The 23,185-nt window shown below is 43.5% G+C and carries 29 protein-coding genes and 1 tRNA gene; 28 read left to right on the top strand and 2 right to left on the bottom strand.

What is annotated here, in order from left to right:
- The first annotated feature begins 17 nt into the window (after nucleotides 1-17).
- From dnaE to FK220_RS04220, 9 genes are all read left to right on the top strand, one after another.
- Entirely contained in the window at nucleotides 18-4,403 is a 4,386-nt protein-coding gene (gene dnaE / locus FK220_RS04260) for a DNA polymerase III subunit alpha (protein WP_152573026.1), read from the top strand.
- A gap of 57 nt (nucleotides 4,404-4,460) precedes the next feature.
- Nucleotides 4,461-4,895, top strand: coding sequence for a hypothetical protein (locus FK220_RS04255; RefSeq protein ID WP_152573025.1), 435 nt, complete (start codon nucleotides 4,461-4,463; stop codon nucleotides 4,893-4,895).
- Nucleotides 4,896-4,981: 86 nt separating this feature from the next.
- Entirely contained in the window at nucleotides 4,982-5,641 is a 660-nt protein-coding gene (locus FK220_RS04250) for a multiheme c-type cytochrome (RefSeq protein WP_152573024.1), read from the top strand.
- A gap of 175 nt (nucleotides 5,642-5,816) precedes the next feature.
- Entirely contained in the window at nucleotides 5,817-6,134 is a 318-nt protein-coding gene (gene trxA, locus FK220_RS04245; RefSeq protein ID WP_152573023.1) for a thioredoxin, read from the top strand.
- A gap of 135 nt (nucleotides 6,135-6,269) precedes the next feature.
- Nucleotides 6,270-7,199, top strand: coding sequence for a DUF58 domain-containing protein (locus FK220_RS04240; protein WP_152573022.1), 930 nt, complete (start codon nucleotides 6,270-6,272; stop codon nucleotides 7,197-7,199).
- Nucleotides 7,200-7,331: 132 nt separating this feature from the next.
- Nucleotides 7,332-7,405: transfer RNA gene (locus FK220_RS04235), tRNA-Asp, on the top strand.
- A 329-nt stretch (nucleotides 7,406-7,734) separates the two neighbouring features.
- Nucleotides 7,735-7,875 (top strand): hypothetical protein, encoded by a 141-nt coding sequence (locus tag FK220_RS04230; protein ID WP_166204755.1) that lies wholly within the window; start codon nucleotides 7,735-7,737, stop codon nucleotides 7,873-7,875.
- 9 nt (nucleotides 7,876-7,884) lie between these two features.
- Complete coding sequence (locus FK220_RS04225) at nucleotides 7,885-8,082, top strand: integrase core domain-containing protein (protein WP_152573021.1); 198 nt, start codon at nucleotides 7,885-7,887, stop codon at nucleotides 8,080-8,082.
- 396 nt (nucleotides 8,083-8,478) lie between these two features.
- On the top strand, nucleotides 8,479-9,918 hold the full coding sequence (locus FK220_RS04220) for a sulfatase-like hydrolase/transferase (protein WP_152573020.1): 1,440 nt from the start codon (nucleotides 8,479-8,481) through the stop codon (nucleotides 9,916-9,918).
- Between the two features lie 533 nt (nucleotides 9,919-10,451).
- Here FK220_RS04220 and FK220_RS04215 read toward each other — a convergent pair.
- Nucleotides 10,452-11,993, bottom strand: a complete 1,542-nt coding sequence (locus FK220_RS04215) for a right-handed parallel beta-helix repeat-containing protein (protein WP_152573019.1) — start codon at nucleotides 11,991-11,993, stop codon at nucleotides 10,452-10,454.
- Between the two features lie 822 nt (nucleotides 11,994-12,815).
- Between FK220_RS04215 and FK220_RS04210 the strand changes: the two genes are divergently transcribed.
- Genes FK220_RS04210 through FK220_RS04180 form a run of 7 tightly spaced genes read left to right on the top strand, consistent with a single transcriptional unit; the run spans nucleotide 12,816 to nucleotide 16,226 of the window.
- Nucleotides 12,816-13,139 carry an ArsR/SmtB family transcription factor gene (locus FK220_RS04210; protein ID WP_152573018.1) on the top strand — a complete coding sequence of 108 codons (324 nt, stop codon included), beginning with the start codon at nucleotides 12,816-12,818 and terminating at the stop codon, nucleotides 13,137-13,139.
- A 1-nt stretch (nucleotide 13,140) separates the two neighbouring features.
- Nucleotides 13,141-13,599, top strand: a complete 459-nt coding sequence (locus tag FK220_RS04205; RefSeq protein WP_152573017.1) for an SRPBCC domain-containing protein — start codon at nucleotides 13,141-13,143, stop codon at nucleotides 13,597-13,599.
- A gap of 11 nt (nucleotides 13,600-13,610) precedes the next feature.
- Entirely contained in the window at nucleotides 13,611-13,997 is a 387-nt protein-coding gene (locus FK220_RS04200; RefSeq protein ID WP_152573016.1) for a DoxX family protein, read from the top strand.
- Between the two features lie 3 nt (nucleotides 13,998-14,000).
- Entirely contained in the window at nucleotides 14,001-14,642 is a 642-nt protein-coding gene (locus FK220_RS04195; RefSeq protein WP_152573015.1) for a YdeI/OmpD-associated family protein, read from the top strand.
- Complete coding sequence (locus FK220_RS04190) at nucleotides 14,643-15,377, top strand: helix-turn-helix transcriptional regulator (protein ID WP_152573014.1); 735 nt, start codon at nucleotides 14,643-14,645, stop codon at nucleotides 15,375-15,377. It abuts the gene before it with no gap.
- A gap of 36 nt (nucleotides 15,378-15,413) precedes the next feature.
- Entirely contained in the window at nucleotides 15,414-15,824 is a 411-nt protein-coding gene (locus FK220_RS04185) for a DUF6157 family protein (RefSeq protein WP_238718888.1), read from the top strand.
- Between the two features lie 6 nt (nucleotides 15,825-15,830).
- Complete coding sequence (locus FK220_RS04180) at nucleotides 15,831-16,226, top strand: putative quinol monooxygenase (protein WP_152573012.1); 396 nt, start codon at nucleotides 15,831-15,833, stop codon at nucleotides 16,224-16,226.
- A 30-nt stretch (nucleotides 16,227-16,256) separates the two neighbouring features.
- Here FK220_RS04180 and FK220_RS04175 read toward each other — a convergent pair whose 3' ends face one another.
- The gene (locus tag FK220_RS04175) at nucleotides 16,257-17,234 is read right to left on the bottom strand and encodes a GlxA family transcriptional regulator (protein WP_152573011.1); all 978 of its coding nucleotides are present in this window, start codon (nucleotides 17,232-17,234) and stop codon (nucleotides 16,257-16,259) included.
- A 139-nt stretch (nucleotides 17,235-17,373) separates the two neighbouring features.
- On the opposite strand from FK220_RS04175, the gene FK220_RS04170 reads away from it, so the two are divergent.
- Genes FK220_RS04170 through FK220_RS04115 form a run of 12 tightly spaced genes read left to right on the top strand, consistent with a single transcriptional unit; the run spans nucleotide 17,374 to nucleotide 22,977 of the window.
- Nucleotides 17,374-17,787 (top strand): VOC family protein, encoded by a 414-nt coding sequence (locus FK220_RS04170; protein ID WP_152573010.1) that lies wholly within the window; start codon nucleotides 17,374-17,376, stop codon nucleotides 17,785-17,787.
- Nucleotides 17,788-17,800: 13 nt separating this feature from the next.
- Nucleotides 17,801-18,310 carry a DinB family protein gene (locus FK220_RS04165; protein WP_152573009.1) on the top strand — a complete coding sequence of 170 codons (510 nt, stop codon included), beginning with the start codon at nucleotides 17,801-17,803 and terminating at the stop codon, nucleotides 18,308-18,310.
- Between the two features lie 32 nt (nucleotides 18,311-18,342).
- On the top strand, nucleotides 18,343-18,765 hold the full coding sequence (locus FK220_RS04160) for a VOC family protein (protein ID WP_152573008.1): 423 nt from the start codon (nucleotides 18,343-18,345) through the stop codon (nucleotides 18,763-18,765).
- A 10-nt stretch (nucleotides 18,766-18,775) separates the two neighbouring features.
- A complete protein-coding gene (locus FK220_RS04155; protein WP_152573007.1) occupies nucleotides 18,776-19,168 on the top strand; it encodes a DUF1801 domain-containing protein in 393 nt (130 codons plus the stop codon).
- Nucleotides 19,169-19,171: 3 nt separating this feature from the next.
- On the top strand, nucleotides 19,172-19,561 hold the full coding sequence (locus FK220_RS04150) for a VOC family protein (protein ID WP_152573006.1): 390 nt from the start codon (nucleotides 19,172-19,174) through the stop codon (nucleotides 19,559-19,561).
- Between the two features lie 2 nt (nucleotides 19,562-19,563).
- On the top strand, nucleotides 19,564-19,977 hold the full coding sequence (locus FK220_RS04145; protein ID WP_238718887.1) for an SRPBCC family protein: 414 nt from the start codon (nucleotides 19,564-19,566) through the stop codon (nucleotides 19,975-19,977).
- Nucleotides 19,978-19,984: 7 nt separating this feature from the next.
- Nucleotides 19,985-20,359 carry a nuclear transport factor 2 family protein gene (locus FK220_RS04140; protein ID WP_152573005.1) on the top strand — a complete coding sequence of 125 codons (375 nt, stop codon included), beginning with the start codon at nucleotides 19,985-19,987 and terminating at the stop codon, nucleotides 20,357-20,359.
- Between the two features lie 40 nt (nucleotides 20,360-20,399).
- Nucleotides 20,400-20,798, top strand: coding sequence for a VOC family protein (locus FK220_RS04135; protein ID WP_152573004.1), 399 nt, complete (start codon nucleotides 20,400-20,402; stop codon nucleotides 20,796-20,798).
- Nucleotides 20,795-21,217 carry a VOC family protein gene (locus FK220_RS04130; RefSeq protein ID WP_152573003.1) on the top strand — a complete coding sequence of 141 codons (423 nt, stop codon included), beginning with the start codon at nucleotides 20,795-20,797 and terminating at the stop codon, nucleotides 21,215-21,217. The genes FK220_RS04135 and FK220_RS04130 overlap by 4 nt, the downstream gene beginning before the upstream one ends.
- 6 nt (nucleotides 21,218-21,223) lie before the next feature.
- Nucleotides 21,224-21,613 carry a VOC family protein gene (locus FK220_RS04125; protein ID WP_152573002.1) on the top strand — a complete coding sequence of 130 codons (390 nt, stop codon included), beginning with the start codon at nucleotides 21,224-21,226 and terminating at the stop codon, nucleotides 21,611-21,613.
- Between the two features lie 9 nt (nucleotides 21,614-21,622).
- Nucleotides 21,623-22,006, top strand: coding sequence for a VOC family protein (locus FK220_RS04120; protein ID WP_152573001.1), 384 nt, complete (start codon nucleotides 21,623-21,625; stop codon nucleotides 22,004-22,006).
- The gene (locus FK220_RS04115; RefSeq protein ID WP_152573000.1) at nucleotides 22,003-22,977 is read left to right on the top strand and encodes a DinB family protein; all 975 of its coding nucleotides are present in this window, start codon (nucleotides 22,003-22,005) and stop codon (nucleotides 22,975-22,977) included. The genes FK220_RS04120 and FK220_RS04115 overlap by 4 nt, the downstream gene beginning before the upstream one ends.
- The last annotated feature ends 208 nt before the right edge of the window (nucleotides 22,978-23,185 follow it).

Raw genomic sequence — 23,185 nt, 5'->3', positions numbered from 1 at the left:
ACCATAAACCCGTCTGGATGTATTTGATTTTTGATACCGAAACCACTGGTCTTCCCAAACGCTGGGATGCGCCCATCACCGATACCGACAACTGGCCTCGATGTGTTCAAATCGCTTGGCAGTTGCACGATGCGATGGGAAATCTGTTGGAGCATCAGGATTATTTGATACGGCCCGACGGATTCAACATCCCCTACGATGCGGAACAGGTTCATGGTATCTCTACCGCACTTGCCGAAGCCAAGGGCGTACCCATGGTCGAGGTGCTGGAAAAGTTTAATGCGGCCATGGCCCGGACCAAATTTGTGGTCGGGCAGAACGTTGGCTTCGACTTGAACATCATGGGGGCCGAGTTTTATCGTGCAGAAATCGATAATGCCTTGCAAGAACTGCCCGTATTGGACACCTGTACCGAGGAGACGGCGGCACTTTGTCAGATTCCGGGCGGACGTGGCGGTAAGTTCAAGCTGCCCACACTGACCGAACTGCACGAGTATCTTTTTAAGGAACCGTTCGATGAGGCCCACAATGCGACCGCCGACGTCGAAGCGACCACCCGCTGTTTTTTGGAGTTGGTCCGAAGAAAACACTATCCGGCGGAAAAATTGGATGTACAACCCGACTATTTCCACAACTTTTCGGAGGCCAATCCCCAGGAGATTGAACTGATCGGTCTTAGGCATATCAACCTTAAGAAGGCTTCCAGGAAGATTGCCGACCAACTTTGGGAAGAAGATACCGGTGGGGTGTCCGAAGCGCAAATGACCAAAAACCTCGAGACGCTCGAGGAGGCTGCCTTTGCACACCTACACAACCATTCCCAGTTTTCGGTATTGCAATCCACGATTAACATTAAGGCCTTGGTAAAGGCGACCGCCGACCATCAAATGCCCGCCGTCGCCCTCACCGATCACGCCAATATGATGGGGGCCTTTCATTTTGTAAAGGAAATCGGCGCCCATAACAAATCGGTTAGGGAAAGGAATGCCGAGGCCTTTGAAAAAGGGGAAGCACCGGTCGCCAAGGAAATTATCCCGATTGTCGGCTGTGAATTCTTCGTATGTGAGGACCACACCAATAAAAATGTAAAGGATTACGGGTATCAAATCGTACTGCTGGCCAAGAATAAGAATGGTTATCACAATCTGGCCAAAATGTCGTCCATCGCTTATACCGACGGATTCTATTACGTGCCCCGAATCGATAAAAAAGTCATTGAGCAATACAAGGAAGATATCATTGTACTCACGGGAAACCTTTATGGCGAAGTTCCCGGAAAAGTGCTGAATATCGGTGAGAACCAGGCAGAAGAGGCCTTGCTGTGGTGGAAAGAGCGGTTCGGAGACGATCTCTATCTTGAAATCATGCGGCATGGGCAGGAAGATGAAGATCGAGTGAACCAAGTGCTTATCGAGTTCGCTAAAAAACATCAAGTGAAACTGGTCGCTACCAACAACACCTATTATTGTGCCAAGGAAGATGCCGACGCGCACGATATTCTGTTGTGTGTGAAGGACGGGGAGAAGCAAGCGACCCCCATCGGTCGCGGTCGCGGATATCGCTACGGATTACCCAATCAGGAGTACTACTTCAAGTCGCAGGAAGAGATGAAAGCCTTGTTCAAAGATCTTCCCGATTCGATATTGAACGTTCAGGAGATTATCGATAAGATAGAGCCCTACGAATTGGCCAGGGACGTGCTCTTGCCCAAGTTCGACATCCCGGAGGAGTTCAAGGAAGTGGAAGACGAATTGGACGGTGGCAAACGGGGCGAGAACGCCTATTTGCGACACATCACCCACGAAGGGGCAAAGGAACGCTATGGGAAAATCACCCCCGAAATTGAGGAACGCATTGATTTTGAGCTTAAGACCATTGAAAACTCGGGATATCCCGGCTACTTTTTGATCGTAGAGGATTTTATCCGGGAAGCGAGGAATATGAATGTGTCAGTTGGGCCAGGGAGGGGTTCCGCGGCCGGTTCCGTAGTTGCCTATTGCCTTAAAATCACCAATATAGATCCCCTCAAGTACGATTTGCTTTTTGAGCGGTTCCTTAATCCCGATCGGGTATCGATGCCCGATATCGATATTGATTTCGATGATGAGGGTAGAGGCCGGGTGATGGAGTATGTGATCAATAAATATGGCGCTAATCAGGTGGCCCAAATCATTACCTATGGTACGATGGCGGCCAAATCATCGATACGGGATACGGCCAGGGTGTTGGATCTACCCTTGGGCGATGCCGACCGTATTGCCAAGTTGATTCCGACCATGTCGAAGCTGGGGAAGATTTTCGGGGTTTCCGAGACAGACCTCAAAAAAAAATTCAGGGCCGACGATTTGGAAAAGGTCCACCAACTGTTGAATATATCCGAAGGGGACGATTTGGAGGGCCAGACCTTGAAAATGGCCCGCGTGCTGGAAGGTTCGCTCCGGAATACCGGTATCCATGCCTGTGGTGTCATCATTACTCCAGACGATATTACCAATTTTGTTCCGGTAGCTACTGCCAAGGACTCCGACCTGTACGTCACCCAGTTCGATAACTCGGTCGTGGAAAGTGCCGGACTCTTGAAAATGGATTTCCTGGGGCTCAAGACCTTGACCTTGATCAAGGATACGGTGAAGATCGTGAAGGCCAAACACGGCATCGAGTTGGTGCCCGACGAGTTTCCTTTGGATGACGAGAAAACCTATGAGCTGTTTCAACGGGGTGATACCGTAGGGATTTTCCAATATGAATCGCCTGGGATGCAAAAGCACATGAAAGACTTGAAACCTACGGTTTTCGATGACCTCATTGCCATGAATGCCTTGTACCGTCCTGGTCCTATGGAATACATACCCAGCTTTATTGCCCGAAAGCACGGTCGGGAGGAGATTTCCTATGACCTGCCCGATATGGAGGAGTATTTAAAGGAAACTTACGGGATTACCGTGTACCAGGAACAGGTGATGTTGCTTTCCCAAAAGTTGGCGGGCTTTACCAAAGGTGAGGCCGACGTGTTGCGGAAGGCTATGGGGAAAAAGATATTTGCCGTGCTCCAAAAGATGAAGCCCAAGTTTTTGGAAGGGGGCGCCGCCAATGGGCATCCGACCGAAACCTTGGAAAAGATATGGAAAGATTGGGAAGCCTTCGCTTCCTACGCCTTTAATAAAAGTCACTCTACCTGCTACGCCTACATCGCTTATCAGACCGCTTATTTGAAAGCGCATTACCCGGCGGAATACATGGCGGCCGTGTTGAGCAACAACATGAACGACATCAAACAGGTGACTTTCTTTATGGAAGAGTGTAAACGTATGGGTCTCGATGTGCTGGGACCCGATGTGAACGAATCGTATTACAAGTTCGCGGTCAACAAGGAGGGTGCTGTGCGTTTCGGAATGGGTGCGATCAAGGGAGTGGGCCGTTCCGCCGTGGAGACCATTGTGGAGAACAGAAAAAAGGACGGTCCCTACCGATCGGTCTTTGATATGGCGAAGCGTGTCGATCTTCGGGCGGCCAATAAAAAAGCATTTGAAAACTTGGCAGTGGCGGGCGGATTCGATTCGTTCGGAACGGCCCATCGGGCCCAATACTTTCATGAAGAGGGTGATGGCATCACCTTTTTGGAAAAAGTAATCAAGTACGGGGCCAAGTTTCAAGAGAACGAAAACTCGAGCCAGGTAAGCTTGTTCGGGGATGCCAGTGAGGTACAGATTCCAGAGCCGGTCGTGCCTCCCTGTGAGGAGTGGGGTACCATGGAAAAACTGCGACGCGAAAAAGAAGTAGTGGGCATTTATATTTCCGGCCATCCGTTGGATGATTTTAAGACCGAGATCAATGCGTTCTGTAATGCCAGCGTCTCCCATGCAGCCAATTTAGAGGAGTATGTGAACCGGGAACTTTCCTTTGCCGGGGTCATCACCGATGTGCAGCACCGTACCTCAAAAAACGGGAAGGGTTGGGCTGCGTTCACGATGGAAGACTATACCGATTCATTCGAATTCAGGATTTTTGGGGAGGAATATCTCAAATTCCGCCACTTTTTAATGATCAACTCATTTGTGTACATCAAGCTGTTCGTCCGAGAGGGGTGGGTGAATCGCGAAACCGGAAAAAAGGGCGATCCGCGAATGCAGTTCAACAGTTTTATGCTGCTACAGGAAGTCATGGAGGCCTACGCCAAGAAATTGACCATTAAACTGAATATCGACGAATTAAAGGAGGAGCGTATCCATCGATTAAAGGACACGTTGGTGTCTCACAAGGGCAGCCATCCTTTGAACTTCGTGGTGTACGAGATGGAAGAGGAAATCAAGGTCAACCTTTCCAGTAGAAAACAAAAAGTACAGATTACCAGTGAACTGTTACATGTTTTGGAGGAACAGGAAGTACATTATAAATTGAATTGATTTTTACCGCTCCCCTTGTCTGTGTACCTTCCACCTTATAATGATGGTGTGAACCTTATGAATCGATTTCTTGACGTACGGCAGATTCTTGGATTCCTAGGAGTCTGGGGATTGGTCTTGTTGGCACTAATCGTTTTTGATGCCTGTAAAGAGTCCGGTCCCTCATCGGCTTACGTCGATTTGGAACCGGTTGCCTACCATGAAAATGGTCAGGGTTTTGTGGGGTCCGAAAGTTGTCGTGAATGCCATGCGGATCTGTACCGATCTCATATGAAAACGGCCCACCATCGGACCTCGAGCGTCACCGATAGTGGCTCGGTCAGAGGAAATTTTGAGGCCGGCCGGAACACGTACAATCTGAATGACTCCCTTGGTTTTAGGATGGTGGCGGATCCAAACGGTTGGTACCAAGAGTCGTATTGGACAAAGGAAGGCCGAATGGCCTCCAGGGATACCTTGGATATCGTCATTGGCTCTGGCACCAAGGGGTAGACCTTTTTGAGTTGGGAAGACGATGCCCTGTATCAACTACAGGTATCCTACTATCACCGACGGACGAATGGACGAACAGCCCGGGAATGTCTCGCAATCAGTTTGTCGATTCCAGGCCGGTGAACAGTTCTTGCTTGGAATGTCACGTCACCTTTGCCAAAAGCACGGCGCTCTATGGTATAGGAAATACCTTTCGGAAGAAGGAAATCCTCTATGGAATCGATTGTGAACGCTGCCATGGACCGTCGGAGGCCCATGTAAAGTTTCATCGAAAACGACCCGGGATGACCACCGCCCATGCCATGATTGCCTACGATACCTTAACCAGACAACAACGTTTAGACGCTTGTGCCCTCTGTCATTCAGGGGTACGGACTCCTCTTAGACCGGCCTTTCTTTTTCTTACTGGGGACCGGCTATCCGATTTCTCGACCGTGGACGAAGCCGTCCTGAACGATCCTGCCAGCTTGGATGTACATGGTAATCAGTATGGAGTATTGACCGCAAGCAAGTGTTTTCAAGGTTCTGAAACCATGGATTGTAACAGCTGCCATAGTCCTCATGAAAATCAACGGGGCGACTTGCCTACCTTTAATCAAAAATGTGTTCAGTGTCATCAAGGGACGGGACCTCGGGCCCATTGCTCCGCCGAGGAGCGACTGGTTTTAAGGAAGGGTAACAATTGTATTGGCTGTCATATGCCGCTCCTCGATTCGAAGGATGCGGATTGCGTTAGGCGACGATAGCCTGGGTACCGCTGTGCAGGTGCGTACCCATTTAATCGCGATCTATAAACAGGGGGGTTAAAGAGCTCTTGGATATAGTTTTAACCAATACCGTCATAGGCAATATGAATGTTCTTTGGGTAAGGAAAACGGCAAATATTTGACTAACTTTGCGTAATTAATAAAAGATACAGTCATGGCTTTAGAAATAACGGATGCTACTTTTGACGAGGTAGTTTTAAAAAGTGATAAACCGGTTGTGGTAGACTTTTGGGCCGCTTGGTGCGGACCCTGTAGAATGGTCGGACCGATCATCGATGAGGTGAGCAACGAATATGAAGGTAAGGCAGTAGTCGGCAAGGTCGATGTAGATGCCAATCAGGAATTTGCCGCCAAGTACGGGGTACGTAACATCCCAACCGTTTTGGTATTCAAAGACGGGGAAATCGTGAACAGACAAGTAGGGGTTTCTCCCAAAAAAGTCTATACCGATGCGATTGACGCCGTTTTATAAGAGTGAAAATGAAAGCATTTGAAATCCCGCCTAGGCGGGATTTTTTGTTTCCAGTCGAAAAAGTAGCGGTTGGCTTCCATTATATCTGATAACGAGCATCCAGCTTCCTTCTTCTTTTTGCTGTATCTTAGTACTATGAACCTTCAATCCGAATTAAACAAGGCCTCCCTTTTTCAAAATCTGGAACTGTTGGCACAACAGGTGGTCGAGGGTTTTATCAGTGGCATTCATAAGAGTCCGTTTCACGGGTTCTCCGCGGAGTTTGCCGAGCACAAGATTTACAATATCGGGGAAAGCACCAAACATATCGATTGGAAACTCTTTGCCAAGACCGATAAACTTTACACCAAACGGTACGAGGAGGAAACGAACTTGCGGTGTCATATGATTTTGGATAGTTCGGCCTCGATGTATTATCCCGAGGTCAAGAAGTTGGGTATTGATCATTTGAACAAAATCGGTTTTGGGGTATTGGCCATCGCCGCTTTAATGAATATCTTGAAAAGACAACGCGATGCGGTGGGGCTCAGTGTCTACTCCGATGCGTATCATTTTTATTCCTCCGAAAAGGGCAGCGAACGCCATTATCAACGGTTATTGGCAAAGTTGAGCGAAATCAGTACCGATAGTGTCCCGGCCAAGAATACGGAGACTTATTCCCATTTGCATTTAATTGCCGAAAAAATCAAACGTCGCAGCTTGATCTTCTTGTTTACCGATATGTTCCAAACCGCCACCGATGACGAAAAGCTATTCGATGCCTTGCGACATTTAAAGTATAACAAACACGAAGTGGTCTTGTTTCACCTACTGGATAAATCTACGGAATACCATTTTGATTTTGATAATACCCCCAAACGCTTTTTAGACGTAGAGACCGGAGATCATATCGATCTCTATGCCGATACCATTAAGGAAGCCTATGAAAAGGGGGTAGAGACGTATTTTGCCGCGCTGCGCTTAAAATGTGCGCAGTACAAGATCAAATATGTCGAGGTAGACGTACAAGCGAATTTCTCCAAGGTTTTGAACACCTATTTGGTCGAACGGCAGAATTTTCTGTGAGGGCGGGTTATTTTTGAATGAATTTGTTTGCGCAATTCAATAAGCAATGTATATTTGCACACGCTTTGCAAAAAGCGTTGAACAAGATTTGTATCTGGCTGTTGCCGGGGTCCGTTTTAGGATAAAATCATTGGTCTGGTAGTTCAGTTGGTTAGAATACCTGCCTGTCACGCAGGGGGTCGCGGGTTCGAGTCCCGTCCAGACCGCAATAAGTAAAACCCTTCGCACAATGTGCGTGGGGTTTTTTTAGTTTCGAAAACAAAAAGCTCGCTTTTGGAATTTGAGAAACTATAAAAAAGTATGCCAACGATGTTGGCATAAGGGTTTGAGTATTGAAGGGCCACCCTTTGGGCCGCTTCCGAATGCAATGAGGAAGCAATCCCGTCATCTAGTGAATCAAAGTACATCTTCATGCTGTTGCGCCAATAGAGCCAACGAAGTTGGGATAAGGTTTGAGTATTGCAGGGCCGCCTGTAAGCTTCCTCAAAAAATCGAACTGTTTAAAAGTAGAATATTAATCTTAATTTTAAACAGTATGAGAGGGAGCTTCAGTGTCTTCGACCTGATGGGCGACTTTAACCGAGAGGCCCTTTGTACGAAGGGAAACTTCTCCATTCCGGGGCTTCGCATCGTGGAATATCGAAGGGATGCGATAGAGATTCATGGCAAGCCGTAGGCCATTCGTGTGGCCAATGGAATCGAGTTTCTCTTAAGAGTGTGCGTGAACTACCGTGAAGTCGAGGACATCGAGATGGAATACATCCAACCGGGCCATAACGGGTACATCGAACTGTTCAACCGCACCTATAGAGAGGATGTACTAGACGCCCATTCTTTTAGGGACATTGAAGAGGTGAACCTGGAGACCGAGCGGTTGAGGTAGGAATACAACTGTTTCCATCCACATAAATCGTCGGGACGGAGCGGCCCGAAAGAATATTTGGAGGAATTTTCAAAGGGGCTTGCCCCTTTGAAACATCATTTTGTTTAATTTACCGCTGTATGAAAAGGGATAAGTCTTCACTTTTGCTTTAAATGTTGCAGAGCACTGATAGCATAAGTAGGTTCTATGCGAATAGCGTGCTTATAAATTTGGGGATTTACCCTTTCATTAATAATATGGGAATGAAGACTTGGAATATGTAAAACAAAATTTTGATGCACTTCAGAACCATATGAGAAGGCTCCTAAACTAGCAGGGATAACTAATTATTGACCTATTTTCATAGATGTACACACAACTCGATTAAAAGAATATAATTGCTAATCAACTGAACCCGTGCAACCAAAATCAATAGTTGTAATTTTTATTTTGTCGGCAGCACTCGCAATCGGAGTACGTTGCCAAAAGGAAAAAATTCAGAGTACTGAAGATATAGCGATTCCTCCAAACGTAATAGTATTGTTAGCTGACGACTTGGGCTATGGAGACCTATCTATATATGGTAGTCAGTCGATTGAAACTCCAAATATTGATTCTTTGGCGAGATTAGGAATGAGATTCTCAAGTTTCTATGCTGGATCTGCAGTATGTTCACCATCAAGAGCCTGCCTACTTACGGGAAAGTTTCCTTTGCGTTTTGACATCAGACGGCATTTCACCGATGAAGAGGAGCATCTACCAACAAGCGCTACAACCATTTCCGAGATTTTGGGCAGGGCCGGATACTTTACTGCCCATATAGGCAAATGGCACCTTGGTGGGCTACGTCCTAAAGATTATAAGGCTCGGAACCTAGGTCAAAAAGCAAATCCAGGCCCTTTGCAACATGGTTTTGACCATAGTTTGACAAGTATTGAAGGAGCGCCCATAAGACCTGATTTAATAAACAAAAGGCAATTGTACCGTCAAGGCGGAAAATATATGGTTCGCAATGATCAAAGAGCCAAAGAGAATTCAGGACACTGGACTGAAATAAAAGTTGACGAGGCTATAGAGGTAATAGATATGAGCACCAAGGCCCAGAAGCCTTTCTTTTTGAATTTATGGTTTGATGTGCCCCATACACCTTATGAACCGGCACCAGAACCGCATTACTCAAAATACAAAAGACTTGGTGTTCAGGGTGACCAATTAAAATTTCGATCCATGGTTTCGCATCTTGATGCAAATATTGGACGTTTAATTCGTCACCTGAAAGGAAAGGGGATATTTGAAAATACACTGATACTATTTACCTCGGATAACGGTCCGGCATATGAGGGTAGTCCGGGTCCTTTTAGGGGAGGTAAAACTGATTTACATGAAGGGGGCATTCGAGTTCCCATGTTTGCTGTTTGGAAAAATAAAATCCCACAAAATTCGCACTCTTTTAACACCATACATATGGCGGACCTTTTGCCAACGGTATGCGATGCGGTCAACATCAAAATCGAGGACTCTTTAAATCTGGATGGTAAAAGCCAATGGAACGTTTTTACAGACAATGAGGGATATACTTTGCGAGAACCTCTATTTTGGCAAATGGATCTCTACAAACATTTTCAAAATCAAGGACCTAAACCAAAGCCATTTTCAACTTCTGTAGTCATTGAAGGTAAGTGGAAAATGTTGGCAGATAGTATAAATCCTGTTGAATTATTTAATTTACAACAGGATCATAGAGAACTTTACAATTTGCTTGGATCAGAACCAGAAATCGAAAGAAGTTTATCGGGCAAATTGGAAGATTTTTTGCAAGCAGAAAGAAACAGATCAGGTTTTTTGGAAAGTAACTAACTCAAGTTACCTAGTATAATATTGTTTTCCTAAACTGGAAGGCCGTTACGAACAATATCGGCTTACTATTAATTTCATACCTCGCACGTCCTCCACCCATAGGGTTGAAATATCTTTTGTGACTAGGTCTTGCAAATCTCTGTAACGCTCGCTAAGAACCAAGGGGTATGAGCCGAATAATTTTCCTATTCGGCTCAAAAACTACGAAATATGAGCTGATTAGGAGTGTTATTTGGCTCAACCCTTTCGCCTTTAGTATATAAAAGGATGACCGAGTTTATAGCAAATGAAAATGACTTTTTTTAATAAACCATTGGTCGAATTTCAGCGTATGGATAAACGAAGGATATTCCTTACTTTTTGAAATTCTCATCACGTTGTATCGAGAATTATGATTGAAAATGTAAAGAAAAATAAGCGCCAGTTAGGTCACCTTTAGACTTGAAGAATAACCAAAAAGCCCGAAAACTTTTAGTTTCCAGGCTTTTGTTGTAATGAACTCCAGGTATAGCCGGCATGTCCAGTTTTTCCATTTATTCTCTGAACTTTTCCAAAATCTCCATTCGTTTCCGGTTCCTATCTTTATGTCGCTGGCCGAAATTCTTGTAGCTCTTGCTCGCCATCTCATAGGCCATTTTAGTGTGAGATTCACAGGCCTTCCAGCCAGCAATATGATTTGTACCACCAATGTCGAGCACCTGGTCACATAGGTCAGTCCCAGCAGGAAATTTTTTCTCAGAAACGAAGTTCTCCATAGCAAAGGGCTCTTCAAAAGGAAATCCATCTGAATCAAACCTCTGGATGAAATCTAAGAGCAACACAGCACCTATGGATCCCGTATCCTCTGACCAGCCAGATACGCCCGTTTGGCCGTAGTCATTATTGCTGAAATGATTTCCCTCATTTAGGGGATCTGGCGTATTTAAGCCATCGTTAAGATGCCAGTTGACCGTTGAGACCAGGGTAGCCGCATCTTGTTGTACTGGTGCAAATCCACCTCCTGGTATGGGTAGAACGCTTCCCAATTTGTTGTTTTGGAAATGGTTGTTCCTACCTCCATGCAACCAGAGTTGCGGCCCATAGGTCGTTAACCCGCTAAGATCATTGTTGATGAATCTGTTATTGCGACCATAGGGTTCTTTCAATAGACCGGAATAACCTCCTGTACCGGTTATTACATTGCCCTTGACCAAGGTGTTATTAATACCGTGGGCGGAAGTGCCAACTATAATCCCCGCTGCATCAATACCCTCAATTTCTATGGTATTATCTATGATCCTGACCGGTGGGTTATCGCCCCAATCCGGTCCTGTCTCGGTAGTTACTTGCCATGATCCAATGAACATGCCCTCAAATGCAAAAGAATTAGTGCTCATGATATTGTCCAGAATATCGAGTTTGTGGTCAAATCCGAATATAAAGACACACTCAAAACATTCCTGCATCTCATTCTGAACTATCTCCGTATTTCCGGTGGTTTCAATGGCAAGGTAAGGGTAGAAGGCAGATATTGTATTATTCAGCACTTTGATACCACCCGGGGTAGCTGCGATTGCCACTCCACCCCCAAATTCACCTACACTAACCGTATTACTGTAGATGACAACCGGTTTCCCATTTTCTTGTACATAAACAAGAATACCGTCGTGGTTACAGTTGAATTCAATGTCTCGCACCTCCACCCCTGGCGCACGAATACTAATGGGGACTCTTAACTTTCCAAGTTCCGGGACACTTTGTGTCTTCGCCCCATTTAATATGGTAGCCGGCCCTTTTAAAATGACATTGGGTCTGGTGATATCCACACCCCCGGTAATTTCGTCAGAACCGAAGTCGAACACTCCGCTCAGTGTGATTCTGTCGTAATTGTCTACGGCATTTTGCACGGCAGGAAGGTCTACTACTGGGTTACTCTGTCCTATGACGGTAAAAAACTCTTTTGAAGCAGCCAGGTCAACCTTGGTAGTTGCATCTCCTGCTTGTGTTCCTTCTAAAATCTTTGAATCCAAATTATCTTTCTCACAAGAGACCAAAGGAATTAAAAGTAACATCAAATAATATAAATACTTTTTCATTGGGTAAGATTAAATGATGATGTAAGGAAAAAATGAAGGGGGAAGTTGTCAGCTGGTTTATGAATAGTAGATCCAAAGCTTGTGCTTAAAGCATGTTAAAAGTAGATTTATATGCATTTTCTGTCAATGACCTGCGTCATTCACTACATATTTTCTTTAACAAAGATTTGCCTATTAAAAGGAAGCTAAAACCCTTTACCATTTTAATACAGTTTATGCACGCGGTCTTATACTTAATTATTGTTCTTAATTCATAGAGTTGAAAAAACGATGATTTTCATTCTTGCTGATGGTTGATATAGGAAACTCCTTCAAACGTTAAACTTCGTTAAAAGGTAAGCCTTGCGGTGAGCCTAAAAAACGCCCCCTTGGCAGGCCTTTGGAATAGGGGGTTTTGAAGAAAAGTTCCCCCGAGGCCTTCCAGACCGCCGATAAAAATAAGGCCTCCGAAAGATTTGGGGGCCTTTTTTATTGTGTAAAATTTAGCTTTGTGAAAAGTTTTGGTAATAGCCCATTGAATTCCGAATAAAATGTAGCTCGAAATATAGACGTAGTGCTTCGATAAAACCAAAATCGTTCATATCACAAGTTCTTCACGCAGGGGGTTCACCGTATTAGTTTGGTCTTGAATTCAAAATGTACCATATAAGATCAATTAGCGATACAACCAAGAATGACCAGAAATGAGGCTACACTAATAATTGCTTTCAGTTCTTTTACTTAGTGCAATAAAACGGACATTTTACAAGAGGAAAATTCCACATACAAATTTGCGCAGTCAAATGATTGCATTTTGTATATTTGCAGTCAAATGACTGCGTAATGAAATTAAGAAGAGATGTGTTTCAAGCTATTGCCGACCCAACCAGGAGGGTTATCATTTCAATGGTCGCTGTTCAGGCAATGACCCCAGGGGCTATAGCTGAAGAATTTGATTTTTCAAGGCAGACGATATCCAAGCACATTCAGATACTCACCGAATGTGAGCTACTGAAACAGGAACAGACAGGTAGGGAAATCTATTATCACTTAAATCCTGAAAAGTTGAAAGAAATTGCAAACTTCATTGAACCTTATCGCAAGATGTGGGATGAACGTTTTGATAAGCTTGAGACTATTATGAAAAACCAACCAAACAAAGCATAGTATGGAGCAAAAGACCAAAGTAGTTGCCGAGGAAGGCAAACAAGAGATACGAATTTCACGAGTGTTTGAGTTGCCATTGGAATCTCTTTTCAAAGCTTATGTTAACCCTGAAATTGTGGAACATTGGATGGGAACAAAAGTTATAAAACTGGAAAGCAAAAAGCACGGAAGTTATCACTTCGAAACCACTGACCCACAAGGAAACAAGCATGGCTTTAATGGTACCATCCATGAATTTGAGCCCAATCAAAAAATCACTCGGACTTTTGAAATGGAAAACACAACCTTTCCTGTACAATTGGAGTTTCTCGAATTTCAAGAAATCAACGAAAATAACAGCAAGCTTGAAATGCTTATTGTCTTTAAATCTATTTCCGACAGAGACAACTTGTTAAAACTTCCGTTTGCTTTTGGTCTCAATAGGGCACATAACAAACTCGAAGAACTCCTTTCCAGCTAAAACTAATGCACATGAAAAAAAGGAATAAAATAATTTACTGGATTGCCACTGTTTGGTTATCACTAGGGATGGTCTCCACTGGAGTCGTTCAATTGATACCCTTGGATGAAGAGGCAGAAAAAATGGCCCAATTAGGTTATCCTCTTTACTTGCTTTCAATAATTGGAATCTGGAAACTATTAGGCATTATTGCCGTTTTGATACCGAAGCTTCCCTTAGTAAAAGAATGGGCCTATGCCGGTTTTGCCTTTCTGATGTCTGGAGCCATCTTTTCACATCTAGCCGTTAATGATGGATTGATGGAATATTTTGGGGCGACACTACTCCTTATTCTCACAGTGGTTTCCTGGTACTTCAGACCAGAAAGTCGAAAACCTATATCAAAAATAAATAGCTAACTCATGAATCCAAAAGTTGATAATTATTTAGAACAGGGATGTATGCGTTGTGAGTTAGGCGGAACTCCTGACTGCAAAGTCCATGCATGGACGGCTGAACTGGAAAAACTAAGAACAATCGTCTTGGACTGTGGGTTGACAGAAGAGCTAAAGTGGGGAGTGCCATGCTACACCTTTAACAATAGCAATGTGTTAACTGTAAGTGCGCTCAAGAACTATAGTGTCATAAGTTTCTTCAAAGGTGTTCTATTAAAGGACGCTAAAGATATTTTAGAAATGCCTGGGCCAAACTCCCAATCGGCACGTTACATCAAGTTTGTAGATGCTGAGAGAATTCCTGAAATGGAAGCTGTTGTAAAATCATACATTTATGAAGCCATCGAGGTGGAAAAGGCAGGCCTTAAAGTACATTTCAAGAAAAACCCTGAGCCCATTCCTGCAGAACTGGAACATAAGTTCGAAGAGGACCCCGTCTTAAAGTCGGCATTTGAATCGTTGACCCCTGGAAGACAACGAGGGTACATTCTTTATTTCTCACAGCCCAAACAATCAAAGACCCGTGAATCTAGAATCGAAAAATGTACCGGAAAAATTTTGAATGGAGAAGGCCTTCACGATAAATATAACAGTAGAAAAAAAATCTAAATGTCGTATTCAAGCAACATATCCAGACTGTCACGGCTGACATCCATTCTGCTTAAACTGCAATCCAGACCCGCAGTAAAAGTGCAGCAATTGGCGAATTCCTTTGGCGTCAGTAAAAGAACTATATACCGTGACCTAACGGCTTTGGAACAGGTCGGTGTGCCCATAGTCTCTTTGGAAGGTGAAGGTTACACGCTAATGGAGGGCTATGTTATTCCACCGGTAATGTTTACCGAATCGGAAGCCAACGCTTTAATCTTTGGTAAGAAGATGATTGATAAGACCAAGGATGAATCCCTGATTCGAGAATTCAATTCCGCAATTGACAAAATCAAGGCCGTTTTAAGAACGAGTGAAAAAGAAAAAGCAGATTTTCTTGCTCATAGGACCATTATTGGTAAAAACTGGCAAGACGAAACAACAAGTACTTTTTTAGCAGAAATTCAAAAGGCACTCACAAACTTTCTCGTTATTGAGATACACTATAAAAAGGCCGGTGAAAAGAAAATCAGCGCTAGAGATATTGAACCATTTGCCATCTATCACAACATGGAAGAGAATTGGGTAGTAATTGCCTGGTGTCGATTACGAAACGAATATCGAAACTTCAGATTGGACAGAATCCAGAAATTGACCTTAAAGGATGAGCACTTTCCTCCCCACAAAATGACGATGCAAGAATACGAAAAGACACAACGCGATAACCATTTCAATGTACCTGCGACAAAGGGTTGACACAGCGCCTGCTTATTTTTACCAAAAACGATAGACATGCATTCAATAAACTATTACAACACCTTTATCGAAATAGCTCCCGACAGTCCAACAGCTAAAGGTGAAATGCCCCCACTTAAAGGGGAAAAGAAGTCCATTGCCAACCTACAGTTTGAAATGTTACATGAGAACCCCTACAAGTATACTTCAGACGATGTGCTATTTGGTGTTTTCGCCACAAGGCAAAATTTTGATGAACACGAGTTGGAAGAACAAAGGGAGCAGTACTTTTCAAAGGGTCGCCCTTGTCTTCGAGCTTCACCACTGACCAAAAAATTTGGCTGGGGAGTACATGCTGATGAAGAAGGTAAAATTGCCATCTACGGGGCAGAAACCGAGGAGTACAAAGATTTTTTAGAAGATGATTCCATAAAGAAAGTCAAAGCAATGCGTACAAAGCGTAAATGAATCTACATGAAAAAAGTCTTCTACATAATCATATGCACAGCACTCTTTATTCAGTGCTCGCCAAGATTGGGTTTTACCAATCTGGAAAACAATACTTCTTACGGGCTGCATGGAAAACTGACTGCCAAGGAAGGAAAAGGACAAGAGCTTTCCAGCATATTACTTGAGGCGGCTAAACTGATGGAATCGGCTAAAGGTTGCAGATTGTATGCAGTGGGTGTTGATAAAACATATCCGAATGAGGTATGGGTAACGGAGATTTGGGATAACAAACAAGCACATGACAATTCTCTGAATGTTCTCGGAGTGAAGGAACTTATTGGAAAAGCCATCCCAATACTGAAAGGAAGTCCGCAAAAAGGGAAAGAATTAGAAGTAATTGGTGGGTTAGGAATTAGATAACATTGAGGATTGATGGTGTATGTGGCTGATTCAATGAACAGGAACACTATATTTCTTTTGATATTGCAAAGGCGACATACTGGTCACTTTTCGAAATACATCCCGAAAGGCCTTGGCATCGTTATAGCCCACAGCATACATAACCTCGTTGACGGTTTTCCTGCCTTTTTCGAGTTCCTTCTTGGCGGCCTCGATTTTGACCCGTTGCAAATATTCCAGCACCGTATTGGAAGTGGCGTTTTTAAAACGACGCTCAAAAGTCCTTCTGCTTAGCGCCATGTCTCCACAAAGGTCATTGACGGAAATCTTGTCCTGATAGTTCTCTTCTATGTACTCCTGTGCTTTGAGTACCATATCATCCTTGTGGTTCTTTTGGCCGGAGAATACCATAAAAGGCGACTGGCTGCTTCGCTCAATATCAACCATAAATCCTTTGGCGGCCATAACCGCTGTTTCCCTTCCTGCATACTTTTCAATAAGATATATGACCAAATTGGTAAACGCATAGGCCCCACCACTGGTATAGATACCATCGGCATCGGTTACTATCCGCTCATCGGTGAGGATTGCTTTCGGAAAGTGCTCCCTAAATGTTTGGGCAAATTGCCAATGGGTTGAACAGGGCTTGCCATCCAGCAAACCGGTCGCTGCCAAAAAGAAGGAAGACACACAAAGGCTTACGATTTCTGCCCCCTCTTTGTACTGCCCCACGATCCAAGGCATTAATCTCCTGTTTCTGTCCAAGACCGTTTCAAAATCGTCATGAATGGCGGGTATGATGATAAGGTCGGTTTTAATGACATCTTTAATGCTAACTTCTGGTTTGGTCGCAAAAAGGCCCCCTTTGCCATCTACTTCAGTGTCCAGCCCCACCAATTGAATTTGGAATAAGGAATCTCTTCCAGTTTCCTCATAAAATTGGTTCACCCAAGTCAACATTTGATGGGTTCCGGCCACGTTGACCACGCTAACGTGTCCTTTTGGTATCAATATGGATATATGCTTCATCACTTGATTGTTTTGATAGCTAAAGATAATTTAAACCCGTGTCGCAATCAACCCCTCAAATTGACGGAATCACAATGTCAAAATTCCATCTTTGTCATGTATCTTTAAGGTAACTATTTGAACAACAAACCAATATAGAATGAAAACAATCTGGTTGAACTTACCCGTCAAAGACCTACAAAGGTCCAAACAATTCTTTAGGAACATTGGTTTTCGTGAGAATCCAATGCATCGAAACGCGGAGCATTTGGGCAGTTTTTTAATAGGTGAACATGACTTTGTAGTGATGTTGTTTCCACAGGAACAAATGAGCCAATGGCTTCAAAAAAAGGTGACCGATACGAATGAAAGCAATGAAATGCTTATCAATATCGATGCCCAGAGTAAGGATGAAGTGGATGCTTTTGCCGAAGCGGTTAAAAAAGCAGGAGGAACCGTTTATCAAACTCCCCAAGAGGTCGATGGCTGGATGTATTTGTTCAGTTTTGGCGATTTGGACGGCCATTGCTGGAACATGCTGCATATGGACATAGAGAAAATGCCTAAATCTTAAACCAAATTAATATATGCTAGAAGAATTAAAAAACAGTCTTTGGCAACAGTTCGGTGCCAGTATCGATATGTTGATCAATGCACTTGATGCGTGTCCTTCAACCCTGTACAAAACCAATAAGCGCTTTTTCTATATGGCCTATCATGCTATTGTTTTTCTGGACTATTACCTGACTGTTCCCCCGACAGATTTTGAACCACGTCTACCATTTACCATTGTAGAAAAGGAAGATATGCCCAAGGAGGCCTTGGATGATGTGCTGCCCAATGAGCATTACCCCAAAGAACAGCTTTTGGAGTACATCAAATCAAGCAAGAAGAAGTGCCTTAGTTTAATTATGAGTATTAAGGAAAATGGGAATCCCCGTTTTATGGAGGATGTCGAAGTTGGTAAAATGGACTATTCCCTTATCGAAATATTGCTCTATAACCTACGGCACATTCAGCATCATGCCGCCCAACTGAATATGATACTAAGAAATGAAGGACTTGAACCCCCAAAATGGGTGGCACGAGTCATTTAAAACAACAATCAAAAATCAATAAATATCAACACATGAAAGTAAATCCTTATCTCAATTTTGACGGCAATGCAGAGGAAGCATTCCGTTTTTACAAATCCATCTTCGGAGGGGAGTTCATTTCCCATATGAAAATGAGCGATGCCCCCGATACGGACAAGCTTCCGGAAAATGAGAAGAATCGTACCATGCATATCTCGCTGCCCATAGGTAACAACACCATCCTCATGGCTTCGGATATTCTGCCCTCTGTGGGTCACAAGTTGAATGCTGGAAACAACAATTACATATCCATACACCCAGAATCCCGGGAAGAAGCCGACAGATTGTTCAACGGGCTATCAGCAGGTGGTGACATCGAAATGCCCATGGAAGACCAATTCTGGGGCGATTATTTTGGCGCTTTTACCGATAAATTCGGGGTCATGTGGATGGTGAATTTCAATCCCGATTTCTAAAAAATATGGAATGACATCCGAAATCGCTTCATACCATACTGCACAAACCGGGGACGACCGATGGATCTGTGAGCAACTAGAGCAACTCATACGACAGTTCTTGCCTGAGGCCCAAGGCAAAATCTGGCATGGGCACCCTGTTTGGTTTTTAAACGAAAATCCCATTGTAGGATACAGCAAGCAGAAAGCAGGTATTCGTTTGATGTTTTGGAGTGGAGCCAGTTTTGGGGAGCAAGGGTTGAATGTGTTGGGCGCAACCTTTAAGGACGCTTCTATCTTCTATACAAATGTTGACCAAATTGACCCAAAAACCTTGAAAAGGTGGCTCCAAAAAGCTAGGGAAATCCAGTGGGACTATAAGAACATCGTCAAAAGAAAAGGAGAATTAATTCGATTAAAATAATTAATGGAAACAAACTTTAAACCCGACGGCTACAATTGTGTTTCCCCTTATTTCATTGTCGATGACCCACAATGCTTCATCGACTTTCTGAAAACAGTTTTTGATGGAGATGTAACGCGATGCTTTACAAAAGATGATGGACAAATCAACCATGCCGAAGTCAAGATCATGGACTCCATTGTCATGCTGAGTGGTACAACAGCAGATTATCCTGCAAACAGTCTTTTGCTTCATGTATACGTCCCCGATGTAGACAAAGTATATGAAAAAGCCCTTAGAGCAGGTTGTCAAGGCCTTGAAGTGCCCAGGAATAAGGACGACGACCCTGACAAGCGGGGAATGTTCCAGGATGATATGGGAAACACTTGGGCCATTGGCACACAAAAGCAATAAAGATGATGAAAACAATCACGGTAGCGACAAAAGTTAATGGTGGTATCGACAAAATCTGGGAGTGTTGGACCAACCCCGAACATATCGTCAATTGGAATTTTGCCATCCCTGAATGGCATTGTCCAAAAGCGAGTAACGACCTGGAGGTTGGAAAGTCATTCAATTACCGTATGGAAGCCAAAGATGGTAGTATGGGCTTCGATTATGAGGGCACCTATACCAAGATGGAACCAAGATCATCGATTGCGTATGTGCTTGAGGATGGAAGAAAGGTCAGCATCAATTTCACGAAAGTGGGTGATACCGTTTCCATTGTCGAAACCTTTGAAGTAGAGGACATCAATACCTTGGAGCAACAACAACAGGGCTGGCAGGCTATTTTGGATAATTTTAAAAAGTACGTCGAATCCAATTGAAACCGAGATGACCAAAATCAATATACAAGCCGATTGTGGCAATTCGCCAAGAAAAGAATTCTTGAAAGAACTGAATATCGCTTTCGCCAAAGGAAATGCTAATTTCATTGTAGAACATGCCAGTGACGATATGGTTTGGACCATTTATGGTGACAAGAAAATTGAGGGCAAAGAAGTATTTCGTGAGGAAATCCACATCATGAAACAATATACAGCTGATGAAATGACTTTGAATAGCATTATTACCCATGGAAGGGAGGCTGCAGCCAATGGTGAGATGCGAATGGGGGATCATACCTATGTCTTTTGCGATGTCTATTCCTTCACCAACACAACAAGTATGGTTTTGAAGGAAATGCAATCCTATGTCGTCAAACTTTAACACGGTCCTTTGGCTGAGATAACCTTAAAAAAATGGAATCATGAATCCCGTAGTACATTTTGAGTTTCCCTATAAGGACGGAGAAAGAATATCCGCATTTTACAAAACGGTTTTTGGGTGGGAATTGACCCCTTCGGGAGCGGACTTTGGTAGCTATATTTTGGCCACGACGGCAGAAACAGATGCCAAACCGGGTTCGCCAGCTGGGACAATAAATGGCGGCTTCTTTCCTTTAAATCCTAATAGACCAGGGCAGTATCCGTCGGTGGTGATCGGTGTCGGGGATATCGAGGAATCCATGAAGGCCATAAAACAACATGGCGGAGCCGTTTTGGGTGAACCCCATAACATTCCAAATTTTGGTTTTTACGTTGCCTTTTATGATACGGAAGGGAATAGAAACAGTATTATTCAGCCATCTAAAATGCAGACTTTATGAAGAAAATTTTTGAAACCTATAGACCAGAGGGATTCGGCACTGTAAATAGCTATTTGTTTATTGAAAATCCTGAAGAGCTGATAGATTTCCTGAAATATGCCTTCTATGCCGAGGAAATAAACCGTTCCATAAACCCTAAAAACGGAGATATTGCCAATGTGATTCTTAAAATTGGAAATTCCTGTTTTATGATAAGCCAAGCAAGGGGTCAGTTTTTGAATATGCGAACGGCGTTTTATCTCTATGTTGAGGACGTCGATGAAATGCATAAAAGAGCCATTGAACATGGAGCCATCAGTGAACTTGAGCCTTCAGATATGGATTATGGTGATCGACAATCTGGAATTGTTGACCCTAGTGGAAATTATTGGTGGATTTCAAAACGACTCGTTAGAAAAGGGTATCACGAAAATCAATAACTCAAGATGCAAATAGACCCAATCATTGCCGTAAAAGACGTAAATATCAGTGCCCAATGGTATGAATCCGTATTTGGGTATGCAAGAAAGCATGGCGGGGATGAATTCGCCGTTCTAGTTGACAAGAATGATGACATCATGCTCTGCCTGCATCAGTGGGGAGCACATGAGCATCCAACGATGATGAATCCAAATGTTACTCCAGGAAATGGACTCATATTGTATTTCCGGACGGATCAAATGGAAGAAATACGAAAGAATGTGGAGCAAATGAAGTACCCAGTTGAGGAGGAAATCCATGTAAATCCGAACTCACAAAAAAAGGAATTTTCGCTTCGTGACCCTGACGGATACTATCTGACAATCACGGAGTTTCATAAATTTAAAGGCTACTAATAGAGACAAATGCTACGGGAAAGCTACACCTTCAACTCCTATGCGACCAATAACATCGAGTCTTCAAAAAAATTTTATGGAGAAACCTTGGGTTTGCAAGTGGTTGAAAACGAAATGGGTATCTTGGAAATCAAAGCGGGCGGTAGCAATAGATTTGTTATCTATCCCAAAGAAAATCACCAACCTGCCACCTTTACGGTGCTTAATTTTGAGGTAAAAAACATACAAAGTGAGGTGGATGATTTGATTGCCAAAGGAATCACCTTTGAGCAATATCCGGAACCCATGAAAACGGATGAAAAGGGTATCTGTCGCAGAGATGACCGATTCGCCATAGCCTGGTTCAAAGACCCAGCAGGCAACATAATATCACTAATTCAGGAAAACCAATGAGAGGTCTTGGGGAAATAAAGAAAGACTTTTTGGATGACCTGAACAAATGGCAAAGCATCGTTCAGGAGTATGAACTTAATGTCCTACGAAAACAACCAACGCCTAAACAATGGTCAATTGGGCAGCTTATCAATCACCTCGTCATTGAAACGGACTGGTATTTTTTACAGGCGAGGAAAGCTTTGGTCGACACCCAACATCTTCAAAAATCAAAAAGTCCAACAATTGCGGCATGGTTTATAGCGAATAGCTTTCCTGATGAGCGCTTTAAAGGGCCGGAAGATATGGACGAACCGAAGCAACCCAACTCTATAAACGAGTTGGTCGACAAATTGGAAAGACTCAAAAGTGATGTACGACAAATGACCGATACCATTTCAACAAGTAACTCGAAGGGCAAGTCCAAACATCCTGGCCATCAATTTTTGACTGCCCATGAATGGTTTCAGTTCGCCGAGATGCACTGCAGGCACCACTTTAGGCAAAAGAAAACAATAGACCAGCAATTAAAAAACAAACAGATGAAAACACTGCATTTTGAAACAAAAATCAACGCGCCAGCATCGAAAGTGTATGAAACGATGTTGGGCAAAAAGACCTTTGAAAAATGGACCGCTGAATTCAGTCCCACTTCGCGCTATCAGGGAAGTTGGGAAAAGGGCTCAAAAATCCTCTTTTTGTCGGATGATGCCGATGGGAAAGCCTGCGGAATGGTCAGCCGTATCAACGAAAACCGACCCAACGACTTCGTGAGTATTGAACATACCGGAATTTTGGAGGATGGAGAAGAAATAGTTGTAGGGGAAAAGGTAGATGCCTTCTCAGGTGCTTTGGAAGAATACACATTTGTTCAAGAAAATGATATAACTATCCTAAAAGTACGAATGGATTCCGCGCCAGAATGGGAAGAATATTTCAAAGAATCTTGGCCAAGGGCCTTGTCCAAACTCAAGGAAGTTGTCGAAAGGTAATATTTTTAAGGCTCTATAGATGGGACCGTTTGTGTGATAAGTTCGGAAAGGGTAACTATATACAGAATAGGCTGGCTTATATTGTAATAGGTAAGACTTAATCTGACAATCTTAATAGATTGGGTTTAACCCTTACATTGGATTTGTCAGATGATTGGAGCGGAAAAAATCGTCAAACCCAAGTTGGGATTACTTGAATTGGTCTAGC

The organism is Pelagihabitans pacificus, assembly GCF_009371985.2.
GTDB classification, from domain to species: Bacteria; Bacteroidota; Bacteroidia; order Flavobacteriales; family Flavobacteriaceae; genus Pelagihabitans; species Pelagihabitans pacificus.
The sequence above is the reverse complement of the archived record's forward strand: the minus strand, read 5'-3'. Positions and strand labels throughout refer to the sequence as shown.

Excerpts from the sequence above, each read along its gene's own strand:
- dnaE (WP_152573026.1), top strand. The coding sequence starts at position 18 with ATGTATTTGATTTTTGATACCGAAACCACTGGTCTTCCCAAACGCTGG.
- FK220_RS04255 (WP_152573025.1), top strand. The coding sequence starts at position 4,461 with ATGAATCGATTTCTTGACGTACGGCAGATTCTTGGATTCCTAGGAGTC.
- FK220_RS04250 (WP_152573024.1), top strand. The coding sequence starts at position 4,982 with ATGTCTCGCAATCAGTTTGTCGATTCCAGGCCGGTGAACAGTTCTTGC.
- trxA (WP_152573023.1), top strand. The coding sequence starts at position 5,817 with ATGGCTTTAGAAATAACGGATGCTACTTTTGACGAGGTAGTTTTAAAA.
- FK220_RS04240 (WP_152573022.1), top strand. The coding sequence starts at position 6,270 with ATGAACCTTCAATCCGAATTAAACAAGGCCTCCCTTTTTCAAAATCTG.
- FK220_RS04230 (WP_166204755.1), top strand. The coding sequence starts at position 7,735 with ATGAGAGGGAGCTTCAGTGTCTTCGACCTGATGGGCGACTTTAACCGA.
- FK220_RS04215 (WP_152573019.1), bottom strand. The coding sequence starts at position 11,993 with ATGAAAAAGTATTTATATTATTTGATGTTACTTTTAATTCCTTTGGTC.
- FK220_RS04210 (WP_152573018.1), top strand. The coding sequence starts at position 12,816 with ATGAAATTAAGAAGAGATGTGTTTCAAGCTATTGCCGACCCAACCAGG.
- FK220_RS04205 (WP_152573017.1), top strand. The coding sequence starts at position 13,141 with ATGGAGCAAAAGACCAAAGTAGTTGCCGAGGAAGGCAAACAAGAGATA.
- FK220_RS04200 (WP_152573016.1), top strand. The coding sequence starts at position 13,611 with ATGAAAAAAAGGAATAAAATAATTTACTGGATTGCCACTGTTTGGTTA.
- FK220_RS04195 (WP_152573015.1), top strand. The coding sequence starts at position 14,001 with ATGAATCCAAAAGTTGATAATTATTTAGAACAGGGATGTATGCGTTGT.
- FK220_RS04190 (WP_152573014.1), top strand. The coding sequence starts at position 14,643 with ATGTCGTATTCAAGCAACATATCCAGACTGTCACGGCTGACATCCATT.
- FK220_RS04185 (WP_238718888.1), top strand. The coding sequence starts at position 15,414 with ATGCATTCAATAAACTATTACAACACCTTTATCGAAATAGCTCCCGAC.
- FK220_RS04180 (WP_152573012.1), top strand. The coding sequence starts at position 15,831 with ATGAAAAAAGTCTTCTACATAATCATATGCACAGCACTCTTTATTCAG.
- FK220_RS04175 (WP_152573011.1), bottom strand. The coding sequence starts at position 17,234 with ATGAAGCATATATCCATATTGATACCAAAAGGACACGTTAGCGTGGTC.
- FK220_RS04170 (WP_152573010.1), top strand. The coding sequence starts at position 17,374 with ATGAAAACAATCTGGTTGAACTTACCCGTCAAAGACCTACAAAGGTCC.
- FK220_RS04165 (WP_152573009.1), top strand. The coding sequence starts at position 17,801 with ATGCTAGAAGAATTAAAAAACAGTCTTTGGCAACAGTTCGGTGCCAGT.
- FK220_RS04160 (WP_152573008.1), top strand. The coding sequence starts at position 18,343 with ATGAAAGTAAATCCTTATCTCAATTTTGACGGCAATGCAGAGGAAGCA.
- FK220_RS04155 (WP_152573007.1), top strand. The coding sequence starts at position 18,776 with ATGACATCCGAAATCGCTTCATACCATACTGCACAAACCGGGGACGAC.
- FK220_RS04150 (WP_152573006.1), top strand. The coding sequence starts at position 19,172 with ATGGAAACAAACTTTAAACCCGACGGCTACAATTGTGTTTCCCCTTAT.
- FK220_RS04145 (WP_238718887.1), top strand. The coding sequence starts at position 19,564 with ATGATGAAAACAATCACGGTAGCGACAAAAGTTAATGGTGGTATCGAC.
- FK220_RS04140 (WP_152573005.1), top strand. The coding sequence starts at position 19,985 with ATGACCAAAATCAATATACAAGCCGATTGTGGCAATTCGCCAAGAAAA.
- FK220_RS04135 (WP_152573004.1), top strand. The coding sequence starts at position 20,400 with ATGAATCCCGTAGTACATTTTGAGTTTCCCTATAAGGACGGAGAAAGA.
- FK220_RS04130 (WP_152573003.1), top strand. The coding sequence starts at position 20,795 with ATGAAGAAAATTTTTGAAACCTATAGACCAGAGGGATTCGGCACTGTA.
- FK220_RS04125 (WP_152573002.1), top strand. The coding sequence starts at position 21,224 with ATGCAAATAGACCCAATCATTGCCGTAAAAGACGTAAATATCAGTGCC.
- FK220_RS04120 (WP_152573001.1), top strand. The coding sequence starts at position 21,623 with ATGCTACGGGAAAGCTACACCTTCAACTCCTATGCGACCAATAACATC.
- FK220_RS04115 (WP_152573000.1), top strand. The coding sequence starts at position 22,003 with ATGAGAGGTCTTGGGGAAATAAAGAAAGACTTTTTGGATGACCTGAAC.